Consider the following 12,302-nt stretch of genomic DNA (forward strand, 5'->3'; position numbering starts at 1 on the left):
TACCGCTATCGGGAGCAAGCCCCCTCCCACATTAGGACCCTCGTTCACCACGGGGAAATAGTTCGCTGAGCGGCCGCCCGAGCGGGCTGGCGCCAGGTGGATCAGAAGCTGTACTTGGCCGTCAGCATCATGTTGCGTGGAGTGCCGTAGGTATCACCGCCGTAGCTCACGGAGTTGGCGATGGCTGAGTAATAGCGGCGGTCGAAGATGTTGTTGGCGTTGAGTTGCAGGTCGAGGTGGTCGTTGACCTTGTAGCCGGCCATCAGGTCGGTGACGGCGTAGGCGCCTTGCTGGAGGCGGTAGGTGCTGCCATCCGCCAGTTTGACATCGTTGTACATGCGGCTCTGCCAGGAGATGTTGCCACCCACGCGCAGTTTCTTCAGCGGGCCCTGGAAGTTGTAGCGGGTGGTCAGCTTGAACAGGTGCTCCGGGGTGTCGGTGTCGTACTGTTTGTTGACCTTTTGTGGGTTGGCGTCGTCCTTGAGGGTGTGGGTGCGGGCGTAGGTGTAGCCACCGCCGACCTGCCAGTTCTCGGTCAGCGCGCCTTGCAGTTCGAAATCGATACCTTGGCTGCGAATTTCGCCGGAGGCGTCATAGCAGGCCGACTGTGGGCAGTTTTGCACGTACACCTGCGTGGCGCGGTTTTCCTGGTCGACACGGAATAAGGCCACACTCGCATTCAGCGTGCTGTCCAGGTATTCACCCTTGATACCCACCTCGTAGTTTTTGCCGACAATCGGCTTGACCGGGGTACCGGAGGTGTCCTTGTAGCTCTGCGGCGTGAAGATGTCGCTGTAGCTGACGTAGACCGAGTGATGGTCGTCCAGCTCGTAGATCAGCCCCGCATAGCGCGTGAGGTTGCGGGTGACCTTGTAGTCGCCGTCGTTGCTGCCATGGGCATCGTAGTCATACCAATCCAGGCGCGCGCCGAGGATCAGCTTCAGTGGGTCGGCCAGGCTCAGGCGTGAGGTCAGGTAGAAACCATCCTGGGTGGTGACTTCGCGGGTATCGGAGGTATGCACGAAGTCCGGTTTGCCCGCCGTCAACGGCCAGTTGGTGTTATAGGGGCTGTAGTCGTGGCTGGTCATGTCGTAGATCCGCCGACTGGCACCCACCACCAGTTCATGGGTCCGTCCGAACGCCTGGAATGGGCCGCTGGCAAAGGCATCCACGCCGGCCTGGTTTTCGTCGTAGGCGGCCTGGTAGACCGTACGCGCCAGGGTGTTGTTGACCCAGCGCGACTGGTAGGAACCGGAGAACAACGCGTTCTGTTCGGCGTAGTTGGCGTTGACCTGGAGTGTCCAGTCGTTGGCCAGGCGCTGGCGCAGTTCGGCGAAGACGGTGTTGACTTCCTGGTCCTTGTTTTCCCAGTCGGTGCCGGGATTGTAGGCGCGCGGCAGGTCGAGGTGATGGCCGTCCTGGCCGATCATCGACGAGCCCCAGAAGTAGTTGGTCTTGTCCTTCTGGTTTGAGTAGCCGAGGGTCAGGCTGGTGTCTTCACTCAGGTCGGCTTCGGTGACGGCGTAGAACAGGCCGTGATACTCCTCGGCATGGTCGATGAAGCTGTTGGCGTCGCGGTAAGAGGTGACCACCCGGCCGCGCCAGGTGCCGCTGTCATTGAGCGGGCTGGAGGCGTCGAGCTCGCCACGGTAGTCATCCCAGCTGCCGGCGGCGCCGGTGAGGGTGACTTTCTGCTCGTCCAGCGGCCGTTTGCGGATCATGTTGATGGCCGCCGAAGGGTTGCCCGCACCGGTCACCAGGCCGGTAGCGCCGCGTACCACCTCGACGCGATCGAACATCGCCAGGTTCGGCTGGGCGCCAACCGTCGCCCCGTTGTAGCCGCTGGGGATGCCGTCATACATCAGGTTGTCGATGTCGAAACCGCGTGCGGTATAGGACTGCCGGCCAGGGCCGCTGGAGAAGTTCAGGAACAGGCCGGGCGTGGCGTTGACCACGTCGTTGATGCTGGTCATCGCCTGGTCATCCATGCGTTGACGGGTAATGACGGTGACGGCCTGTGGGGTTTCCCGCAGGGTGAGGGGCAGTTTGGTTGCGGTGTTCATCGCACCGGTGGTGTAGGACTGTGTGCCCTCGGTGGTTTCGCCCAACTGCTGCTCGCCGGATATCTGGGTAGCGCCCAGTTCCAGCGTGGCTGCCGGCGTTTCAGTGTCGGCAGCAAAGGCCGCGTGCGAGGTGGCAAGACACACCGCCAAAGCGATCAGACTGGGTGTAAAACCTTTACCGCCGTGTTGTTGCACTGACATGGAACGGACTCTCCCTTAAGTACCGTCCCTGGCGAATAATAAATCTGTTGATAATTATTCGCATTAGTTTGGCAGATTAAATCTGTGGGAAAAAGCCTTTGGGGAGAATTGGTTAACGAATTTTTCACATTTCACGCGCGCTCAATCGCGTGTTGGAATCGCCACCCGGCTCGTCGCCTTTACCTCCCGCAACGCCAGGCTCGACTGGATCGACGCAATCCCCAACTGCCGCCGCAGCACGCTCTCCACAAACTCGCTGTAGCTGTCCAGATCCTCCGCCAACACCTGCAACAGGTAATCCGCATCGCCGGTGATCTTGTGGCACGACAGCACCTGAGGCAGCTCTTTGACCACCGCTTCAAACGCATCCGGCGCATGGTCGGTGTGGATCGCAAAACGCACATGCACAAACGCCATGATGTCCAGGCCGAGCAGCTTGCGATCGAGGTTGGCCTGGTAGTCCTTGATCACGCCTTCTTCTTCCAGGCGTTTGCGTCGCCGCCAGCAGGGCGTGAGGCTCAGGGACAGACGCTCGCTCAGTTGTGCGTTGGAAATACTCGCGTCTTCCTGCAGCAGGGCGAGGATGGCGAGATCGGTGTCGTCAAGAACGACCTGTTTGGTTTTATTTTTCATATTTGGCTGTCACTGGGGTAAAAACACCCGATAAAGCTACCAGCACCAGAAGTAAAAGCAAAGAAAGCCCGGCGCTGCCAGAACAAAATAGACCCTGTCTTTTACTGGCGGATGTATCCAAATGCTGACTGTTTTTAGTGATGACCACCGTTTGCACCACGGCACCGAACTCAAGGACGGTGTGCTCAAGCCCTCATTCGAACAACCCAGCCGCGCCGACACCGTGCGTGACCGCGTCCGGCACGTTGGGCTGGGCGATATCATCGTACCGCGCAGTTTTGAGCGTGCCTGTTACGTCAACGCCCACAGCGAACGCTACGTCAGCTTCCTCGAAACCGCCTGGGCCGAATGGACCGCCATCGGCCGCAGCCATGACGCGCTGCCGCTGGTATGGCCGGTGCGCGACCTGGCCAATCAACAGGTACCGGACTTCATCGACGGCAAGCTGGGCTTCTTCGCCATGGACGCCGGCTCGCCCATCACGGCCACCACCTGGCACGCCGTCAAGACCAGCGCCGATATTGCGCTCACCGGCCTGGCGCTGATCGACGAAGGCCATAACAGCGCCTTCGCCCTGTGCCGCCCACCGGGGCACCATGCGGCCCGCGAATACATGGGCGGTTATTGCTACCTCAACAATGCCGCGATTGCCGCCCAACAGGCGATCACCCAAGGCGCCAAGCGCGTCGCGGTACTGGATGTGGATTTCCACCACGGTAACGGTACGCAGAATATTTTCTACGACCGCCCGGATGTGCTGTTCATCTCCCTGCACGGTGAGCCTGCGGTGTCCTATCCGTATTTCTCCGGTGCCAGCAGCGAGCGCGGCTCAGGTGCGGGGGAGGGCTTCAACCTGAATTACCCCTTGCCGAAAAACACCACATGGGGCCAGTACAAAACCGCGCTGACCCACGCCTGCCAGCAACTCAAACACTTCGCCCCCGAGGTGCTGGTGATCTCCCTCGGCGTCGACACCTTCAAGGACGACCCCATCAGCCACTTTCTGCTCGACAGCCAGGACTTCCTCAGCATGGGCGAACTCATCGCCAGCGTGGGCGTACCGACGCTGTTCGTGATGGAAGGCGGCTACATGGTCGATGAGATCGGCATCAACGCCGTCAACGTGCTGCACGGCTTCGAAAGCAAGACTGCCTGACCCAATAACAACACACGCTCGATTCTTTTTTTCTGCCAAAACTCAAAAACATAACAAGAGGTTTTGTGATGAAAACAACCACGTCCGGGCTTTATGAAAAGCCTGCATTGCAACGCACCCTGAGCAACCGCCACATCCAGCTGATGGCCATGGGCGGTGCGATCGGCACCGGCCTGTTCATGGGCTCCGGCAAGATCATCGCGTTGTCTGGCACCTCGATCATCCTGATCTACATGATCATCGGGCTGTTCGTGTACTTCGTGATGCGCGCCATGGGTGAGCTGCTGCTGTCCAACCTCAACTTCAAGAGCTTCGCCGACTTTGCCGGCGCCTACCTGGGTCCGCGTGCGGCGTTCTTTCTCGGCTGGTCGTACTGGCTGAGCTGGAGCGTGGCGGTGGTGGGGGATGCGGTGGTGGTCGGCGGGTTTTTCCAGTACTGGTTCCCGCATGTGCCGGCATGGATGCCAGCGGTGGGTATGCTGCTGACGCTGTTCGCATTGAACGTGCTGACGGTGAAGCTGTTCGGCGAAGTGGAGTTCTGGTTCGCGATCATCAAGATCATCGCGGTGGTGACCCTGATCGGTGTGAGTGTGGTGCTGATTGCCAGCTCGTTTGTCTCGCCCACCGGGGTCACGGCGTCCTTGAGCCACTTGCTGGATAAACAGGCGGCGTTTCCCAATGGCCTGTTCGGGTTTTTCGCCGGCTTCCAGATGGCGATCTTTTCCTTTGCCGGCACCGAACTGATCGGCACCGCAGCGGCTGAAACCCGTGCGCCAGAGAAGACCTTGCCCAAGGCGATCAACTCGATTCCGCTGCGGATCATCCTGTTTTACGTGCTGGCCCTGGCGTGCATCATCGCGGTGACGTCGTGGCAACAGGTGTCGCCGACTAAAAGTCCGTTCGTTGAGTTGTTCCTGGTCGCAGGCTTTCCGGCCGCGGCGGGGATCGTCAATTTCGTGGTGCTGACCTCGGCGGCATCGTCGGCCAACAGTGGGGTGTTTTCCGCCAGCCGCATGTTGTTCGGCCTGGCTGACCTGGGGGACGCGCCAGGTATCTTTGGGCGATTGTCGAAAAGCAGCGTGCCGTTTATAAGCCTGGCGTTTACCACCCTGTTGATGCTGCTGGGCCTGGTGTTGCTGTTTGTGGTGCCGGAGGTGATGACCGCCTTCACGATTGTGTCGACGGTGTCGGCGATCCTGGTGATTTTCACCTGGTCGACCATCCTCGCGTCCTACATCGCCTACCGTAAAAAGCGCCCGGACCTGCACGCCAAATCCCTCTACAAGATGCCCGGCGGTGTGCCGATGGCGTGGTTTTCCCTGGCGTTCCTGCTCTTCGTGTTGGGCCTGCTGGCGTTGCGGCCGGATACACGCCTGGCGCTGTGCGTGATGCCGGCCTGGTTTATCTGGCTGGGCATTGCCTTTCAGTTTTCACGCTTCAAGGCGGCCAGCGTGGTCAATGCCAGTCATAGGTGATTCACGGGTCCCTTAGAACTCCATTCTCAAACCGACCGTGCCCTGGCGGCCGTTGAAGGTGTTGCTGTCGAGGTTGCGGTTGTAGCCCACCTCGCCGTACAGGCTGATGTCCTTGGCCACCTTCAACGTGGCGCCGATATTCAGGTCCAGGGTGGTGGACTTCTGCTCGGTGTCGATCGCTGTCACCTCGTTGAAGGTGACGGTGTTCTGCCCGGCGCTGGTGTGCCAGACATTCGCCCGTACGTAGGGTTGCAGCGGCATGCTGCGGACCTGGTAGTCGCCGCGCAGGCGCACGCCCAGGCGGCTGGTGACCTGGGTGTCGGCGTCATAGGAAACGTCGGAGATCCCGTCGTTTTGCTTATCCAGCTTGGTCTTGCCGACGATCAGTTGCGCCTGGGGTTCAACCACCCAGTTACCCACCCACGCAAACGGCCAGCCGACCTCGGCAGATGCTGTGACGTTGTGCCCGTGGGTGTTCATCTTCACGCCGCGATCGGACTCATTGTTGCCGTCGAAGCGGGTGCCCATCAGCACCAGGTCGAGGTAGGCCTGGTTGGCGCCGATCAGCGTCCAGTAAACCCCCACGCTGTCCCCGCGCAGGGTGGTCTTGCCGGCGTCCTTGTCCTGCCAGCCACCGTTGAAGCCTTTGATGCTGCCTTTGAGGGTGCTGTGGCCGACAAAGAACCCGCTGCGTTGGGTCAGGCCATTGTCGTGGGTGCTGGCGTACACGTCGCTGCCCACCTGGAAGCCGGTCACCGAGCTATTGATCGATGGGCTGACGGTCCCCGCGAAGCCCTGGCGAGTGCTGTTGCCATAGAACCGCCCCCAACCGGACGTGAATGCACCGCTGTGCAGTTGCTGGCTCTGGTCGCCCATGCGTTGGTGAAAGGTGCCGAGCATGCCTTGCACCAATTGCTGGGCGGCGGGAAACAGCGCGGCGTAGATCGGCACCTCCGGACGGTAAATGGGAATCGGCTTAAGCCCGGGGTTGGTCGGCAGCGGCGGGTCACCCGGAACGGGGGTGGGTAACGGCACGATGATCACCGGGTCCGGTGGCACCACCGGGACTGTCGAGCGCAGGTAGTAGTTTTCTGCGGTACCGGCCGTCACGCCGCCCTTGAACAGGTAGTAGTCGAACGCGCCGGCAGACACCGGACGACCGAGCGTAAAGGCGCTGCCGCTGCTGGTGGCACCGTTGAGGGCCTGCACCACCTGGATCCCGTCTTGCAGGGTCGCCGCGCCGGCACCGCCCAGGTTGGTGACGTTGATTGCCGTGGTGCCGCTGAGGGTGCCTTGATTGATCACCAGTTTGTCACTGGGCGAGCCGTCGGCGCCGAGGACACTTTGCAGCGCGAGCTGGCCACCGGTGCCGCTGTAGTTGCCATTGACCGTCAGGGTGTCGGTGGCGCTGGAACTGCCGGTGGTCATGTCGATCAGGCCTAAGTTGTTCAACGTCGTCAGTTGGCCGGCGGTAAAAGGGCTGATCACGCCCGTGCTAACCAGCAACGCACTGCTGCCATGGATGTTCAACGTGCCGGTACCGGTGCCGGTGTCACCCAGGGTCAATGTGCCGCCAAGGGTCAATTGCGAGCCGTTATCCAGGTTCACGTTTTCCCAGTTCTGATACCGCGTCGGCGTGCTGACCTGTGAGTTATCGAACGTCAAGGTATCGACCCCTAGGCCACCGTCCACCACTGGGGTGGGTGCCACAATAGCTTCCGTCAGGTTCTGCAGCAGGCCGGTATCGTTATCGCCGCCCAGCAACACCGCCGAGTTGATCCGACCCGCACCGATCCAACTGAAGGCGTCGTTGCCGAAGCTGGCAAGAATTTGCCCATTCACCGTACCGCCGGTGATGGTAATGATGTCTACGCCACCACTGGTACTGATATTGCCACCTATGTAGCTGGTGCCCGAGACCAGGATGGTGTCGTTGCCAAAGCCAGTCACCAGGTTGCCGACGATGGTTCCCCCGCGCATATCAAATACGTTGTCGTCGAGTTTCATGTCGACACGACCGATGCTGCCGCCGGTCATCAGCGCGAAATCGCCATCCTCAAAGGCCCCCGTGATGATGCCCGCGCTCATGGTGAAGTGATCAATGCCATCGCCCTGGAACAGTGCAGTGGTCATGCCGCCGCTCATGGAAAACGTGTCGGCACCGTTGCCCTGACTGATGCTACCGACTTGTCCTCCGCTGATTTGCACAATGTCGTTACCCGCGCCTTGCAAAACCGAGCTGTTGACGCGGCCTTGGAACAGCCGAAAGATATTCGCGCCATCCCCCATGCTGACACCGCTGGGGCCGATCTCTGCGTCAGGTGCATTGAGCTCGATCAAGTCATTGCCAGCGCCGTAGGCCACACCCATCACGCTGCCGTTGCCTGACGGAAAAATCAGGCTGTTGTTTCCTTGCATGTCAACGAGATTGCCGCCCGCGCCACTGGTGCAGTTGATCACGTCATCGCCCGCCGTGATCGTAAAGGCGCAGGCCTGTGCACGGTCAGGAGCGATTGCCAGCCATGAGAGCGTGGCAATCGCTACGCTCAGGCACGCTAAGGGGGAAAGGGGTTTGCTCATGATCCATCCTCGCTCAAGGCGGCCTATCTCCACGGTGCCTGGTGACAGGCACGGTTAAAGACCATGACAACGAAGAACGCGATACGGATCAGGGACGACGGGTTACCTGAATCTGAAAACACCGGCCAATGCAAAGGGTTGGCATAGCTTTCTCGACTGCACCTGAAGCTGTGCAGTACTTTTTGCACCATAGCCACACATCCTGTCGGCCGCCACTGTCAGAAATAACAGGTACAGACGAGTGGGGGACTAGGTAAACACGATCTCGTAAGGCTCGCGCATCCGCTCCAGCAGCACCTGGGCCAATATCGGCGCGAGGCCGATCTGCGGATCGCCCGCCAACTGACTGGCATACGCATGGGCGGCGTGAAGCTTGCGGGCCACGGTCCAGGTGTCCAGGCGCACCTTGCGCGCCCGTTGCCAGGGGATCATCGCCCCCTCGCGGGCGGGGCAGTGCCATGCCCAGATCGGCAGTTCATAGAGTTTCGCACCCACCAGGCTGCAAGCCTTGGCGCTGGCACGGCCGACGGCATCATGGTCGTCATTGCCGTCGTTGCGCCACGTTGAGAACACCACATCGCCCGGTTGCAGGTAGCGCGCGATAAATTGGCTCAGTTGCGATTCCCGAGAGGCGAGGGCGTTGTCGCAAAAACCGCCGCGAATCCATTTCAGGCTGTGCAACGGCATGCCCAGGCGGCGCAGTGCCTCGGCGCTTTCCTGGGGCCGCACCACACTCAGGCGGCTCGCCGGCCATACGTGGGAGCCCGGGTGGCTGGCGCTGCCGTCGGTGATGGAGATCAGTTGCAGGGGGTGTTCCAGCGTGCTGAGCAATTGCAGTAAACCACCGCAGGCCAAGACTTCGTCGCCGGGATGGGGCGCGATGATCACCACGCGCGCGCCGGGCGGCACCAGTGCGGCGGTAGAAATGGGGGGGATTTGCGCCAACTGCGGCGCGCTGTTCCAGATTTGCGCAGGGCCGCGACGGCCTTCACTCAGGGAGGCAGGCTTCATGGGAGTTACATCCTTGTCGATTGATGCTGGGTCGTGCCCGGTTTACGGGACGACTCTATTTATTCACCACAGACTCCGCCGTGGTGCGTGCGTGGCCATTCAATCCTGAATTGCCAGCAAGGCGTCATCAGCATAGACAAGGATTGGTCTTTTTTACATTCTGTAATGCCGTTTTTTTCAGGAAGCGCACATCAGGCTTTTCAAATAATCGCCGAAACCGCCTTGGGCGCGGGCCTCCAGGCGTGCGCTGGTAATAACTTGCGGGGCGTGGCTCCAGGCGATGGACGCACCGCAGCGCTCGAGGTCGCGCACCAGTTGCACATCTTCATGGCAGGCCAGCGGTTCGAAGCCACCGGCACGCACATACGCACCGGCACTGATGCCCAGGTTGGCACCGTGGATATGGCGGTGACCATCGCGGGCCTGGTACGCCTGCTGGTAACGGATCTGCGCCGCCGGGTCGAACCCTTCGCTCCAGGCGTCGACGGTCACCGTGCCGCACACCGCATCGGCGCCCAGTGCCAATTGCGCCACCAGCCAATCGGGAGCGACACGGCTGTCGGCGTCGGTGCACGAGATCCAGCGTGCGCCCTGATTGAGCAGGTGCCGCGCGCCCACCCCGCGCACATGGCCCACATTGCGCGCCTGCACGTCCAGGCGCTGCACCGGGAAGCCTTCGGCAATCGTCGCACTGGCATCGCTGCAGCTGTCGAGCAGCACCAGGATATTCACCGCTTCGCCCAGCAAGCCTGGGTGGCTGGCGGCGACCAATGCTGCCTCCAGGCATTCGCCGAGTAAGGCCTCTTCGTTGTGTACCGGAATCAGCACGCCGATCATCGCAGGCCCTCGTGGGTGGCAACCGAAGTGCCGTCGCGGCTCCACAGGTCGAGTAGAAAGTCGTGTTCGTGGTGCGACGCGATCAGGGGCATCGCCAGCCGCTCATGCAGCAGGGCATGCACCTGCTCGGCGGTTTGCGGGCAACCGTCGATAGCGGGGCGCCAGTGACAGGCCAGTATCTGGCCGTTGGCAGTCAGGCTGGCGAGGGCGCGGTCGATCAAGCGGCACAGGTCATCGTGGTCCAGGTAGTAGCACAGCTCGCTCAATACGATCAGCTCGAACTCTTCGGTCGGCCATTGCCCAGGCAGGCGGCTCTGCTGCACCTGGGCATGGGCGAAGCCCAGTAAGCGGCCACGCGCCAGGCTGACGGCGGCCGAGGCGGTGTCGCAACACAGCAGGCGATCGCAGCGTGGCGCCAGTTCGGCACTCAGTTCGCCATTGGCACAACCGGGTTCGAACACCGAGGCATAGCGTGGCCGAGTCAGCAGCGCCAGGGTCAGCGCACGTTTGCGTCGTTCGTACCAGCGTTGGCGAAAGGCCCAGGGGTCATCGTTACCGGCAAACAGTTGATCGAAATACGGCGTCGCCACACTCATACAAATACCACTTCAAAAGGTTGTAGCAGACGCTCCACCACATAGGGCGCCAGCACCGGCGGCAGGCCGATGTGCGTATCACCCTCCAGTTGACTGGCGAACGCATGGATGGCGTGGCGCTTGCGCGCGACGGCTTCGCAGCTCAGCGGGATTTTGCGTGCACGGTGCCACGGTACCAGGCTGTTCTCGGGAGACGCCCAGTGCCAGGTCCACACCGGCAGTTCATACAGCCTTGCACCCACCGCGTGTGCCGCCTTGGCGCTGGCGCGGCCAACGGCCTCGTGGTCGCAATGGCCGTCTTCGCGCCAGGTGGTAAACACCGCATCCGTGGGCTTGAGATGGCGTTGGATAAAGGCACTGAGCTGGTCTTCGCGCGCTGCCACCTGGCTGTCGGTGAAGCCGGCCCGCAGCCATTTCAGGCTGTGCAACGGCACACCCAGGCGATGCAGGGCCTGTGCCGATTCCTGCGGGCGCACCACGCTCAAACGCTCCACCGACCACTGTGTGGAGCCGGGGTGGCTGGCGCTGCCATCGGTCACCGAAATCAATAGCATCGGCCGGCCCAGCTCAGCCAGGCCTTGCAGCAGTCCGCCACAGCCCAGCACTTCGTCATCCGGGTGCGGAGCGATGATCACGGCGCGAAAGCCTTCGGGCACCAACTCGGCGACGCTGATCTGTGGCAGTCCGGCCATCAGCGCCGAGTCCTGCCAGCGCTGTAGGGGCGTGCCCTGGCCCACGATCGGGTTGGGTTTCATAACTGCCACCTCCCGGTGGGTTCACCGGCGACCAGCTCGCCCAGGCCGGCGAGGTCGCGTTCGGCATGGCTTTGGCGGACATACACCGGCAGGTCCGCCATCAACTGGGCGAAGTGCGGATCCTTGCAGTACGGTCCCGCCCCCACGGCGCGGCCGACATGGCGCATGACCTGCTCGACAGTGTCCTCGATACAGGCGCGCGTCTGCTGCGCCAGTTGCCGGGCGTCAGCCTTGGGCTCGCGGTCGATCTGTTCGGCGCTGGCCCGCAGCACACAGGCGGCGCTGTTAAGGGCGCTGTCGACGGCGCCCAGGTGGGCGAGGACATGGGGCTCCGGGCGCTTGCTGCACTGGTCGCGCAGTACCTCTGCCAGGCGTTGCGCGGCACCGTACCAGCAGGCGGCAATGCCGATGCCGCCTTGCCAGAATCCGGGGCGCGCGAGGTAGTCGCCGGGGCCGCCCACGGCAATGCCATGGGCGCCATCAAAGATGACCTCGACGCTGCCGGTGGCGGCCATGCCCACGGCATTCCAACCTTCATTGGTGACCGTAATGCCCGGCTGATCCATCTGCACCGCCACCAACTGCTGGTGACCGTCTTCATCCCAGGCCGTCAACAGCCCATGGCTGACCACGGCGGCGCCGGAACACCAGGCTTTACGCCCGTGCAGAAGGTGGCGATGGCCCTCGCGACGGACGTGCACCTTGGCACTCGGCGGTTCCGCCGCCCACATGCCCCACAGGCTGCCCAAGGGCGGCAGCGGACAGTCGAGTTCGGCAATGATCGCCAGCGCGTCGGTGTGACCTTCGAATAACTTGCACAAGCGCAGGTCATGGCCTGCCACCTGTGCCAGGCGGCTGAACCGCGCCAGTGTTGCGCCGCTGCCCGGCAGCGGCAACTGGTCCAGCCCTTCCTCCTGAAGTGCCCTCAGGGCCTTGGCCAGGTCATGCGTGTCCGCATAGCCTGGGAAGCCTTGAAGGAATCCATGCAGTGCCAT

Annotated in this window: 10 protein-coding genes; 2 read left to right on the plus strand and 8 right to left on the minus strand. The window is 62.0% G+C overall.

All coding sequences use genetic code 11. The features are described from left to right. Window positions 1–101: 101 nt before the first annotated feature. Window positions 102–2,264 carry a TonB-dependent siderophore receptor gene (locus J1G35_RS10140; protein ID WP_223014838.1) on the minus strand — a complete coding sequence of 721 codons (2,163 nt, stop codon included), beginning with the start codon at window positions 2,262–2,264 and terminating at the stop codon, window positions 102–104. A gap of 141 nt (window positions 2,265–2,405) precedes the next feature. Beyond that, window positions 2,406–2,897, minus strand: a complete 492-nt coding sequence (locus J1G35_RS10145) for an Lrp/AsnC family transcriptional regulator (RefSeq protein WP_053129505.1) — start codon at window positions 2,895–2,897, stop codon at window positions 2,406–2,408. Between the two features lie 121 nt (window positions 2,898–3,018). Here J1G35_RS10145 and J1G35_RS10150 point away from each other — a divergent pair, with 121 nt between their 5' ends. Next, window positions 3,019–4,053, plus strand: a complete 1,035-nt coding sequence (locus J1G35_RS10150) for a histone deacetylase family protein (protein ID WP_223014839.1) — start codon at window positions 3,019–3,021, stop codon at window positions 4,051–4,053. Between the two features lie 68 nt (window positions 4,054–4,121). Then, complete coding sequence (locus J1G35_RS10155; protein ID WP_223014840.1) at window positions 4,122–5,528, plus strand: amino acid permease; 1,407 nt, start codon at window positions 4,122–4,124, stop codon at window positions 5,526–5,528. 12 nt (window positions 5,529–5,540) lie between these two features. On the opposite strand, the gene J1G35_RS10160 is transcribed toward J1G35_RS10155, so the two are convergent. The 6 genes from J1G35_RS10160 to J1G35_RS10185 form a co-directional block, all read right to left on the minus strand. Then, window positions 5,541–8,108: an autotransporter outer membrane beta-barrel domain-containing protein gene (locus J1G35_RS10160; RefSeq protein ID WP_223014841.1), complete on the minus strand. Its 2,568-nt coding sequence runs from the start codon at window positions 8,106–8,108 to the stop codon at window positions 5,541–5,543. A gap of 249 nt (window positions 8,109–8,357) precedes the next feature. Continuing rightward, the gene (locus J1G35_RS10165; RefSeq protein ID WP_053129518.1) at window positions 8,358–9,119 is read right to left on the minus strand and encodes a PIG-L family deacetylase; all 762 of its coding nucleotides are present in this window, start codon (window positions 9,117–9,119) and stop codon (window positions 8,358–8,360) included. Window positions 9,120–9,296: 177 nt separating this feature from the next. Then, the gene (locus J1G35_RS10170) at window positions 9,297–9,956 is read right to left on the minus strand and encodes a glycosyltransferase (RefSeq protein ID WP_223014842.1); all 660 of its coding nucleotides are present in this window, start codon (window positions 9,954–9,956) and stop codon (window positions 9,297–9,299) included. Beyond that, on the minus strand, window positions 9,953–10,552 hold the full coding sequence (locus J1G35_RS10175; RefSeq protein WP_053129523.1) for an SAM-dependent methyltransferase: 600 nt from the start codon (window positions 10,550–10,552) through the stop codon (window positions 9,953–9,955). Before J1G35_RS10175 ends, J1G35_RS10170 begins: the two co-directional genes overlap by 4 nt. Continuing rightward, the gene (locus tag J1G35_RS10180; protein ID WP_223014843.1) at window positions 10,549–11,307 is read right to left on the minus strand and encodes a PIG-L family deacetylase; all 759 of its coding nucleotides are present in this window, start codon (window positions 11,305–11,307) and stop codon (window positions 10,549–10,551) included. Before J1G35_RS10180 ends, J1G35_RS10175 begins: the two co-directional genes overlap by 4 nt. Beyond that, window positions 11,304–12,302: an acyl-CoA dehydrogenase family protein gene (locus tag J1G35_RS10185; RefSeq protein ID WP_223014844.1), complete on the minus strand. Its 999-nt coding sequence runs from the start codon at window positions 12,300–12,302 to the stop codon at window positions 11,304–11,306. Before J1G35_RS10185 ends, J1G35_RS10180 begins: the two co-directional genes overlap by 4 nt.

The sequence above is a fragment of the Pseudomonas sp. SH10-3B genome (assembly GCF_019891415.1).
Taxonomy (GTDB): Bacteria; Pseudomonadota; Gammaproteobacteria; order Pseudomonadales; family Pseudomonadaceae; genus Aquipseudomonas.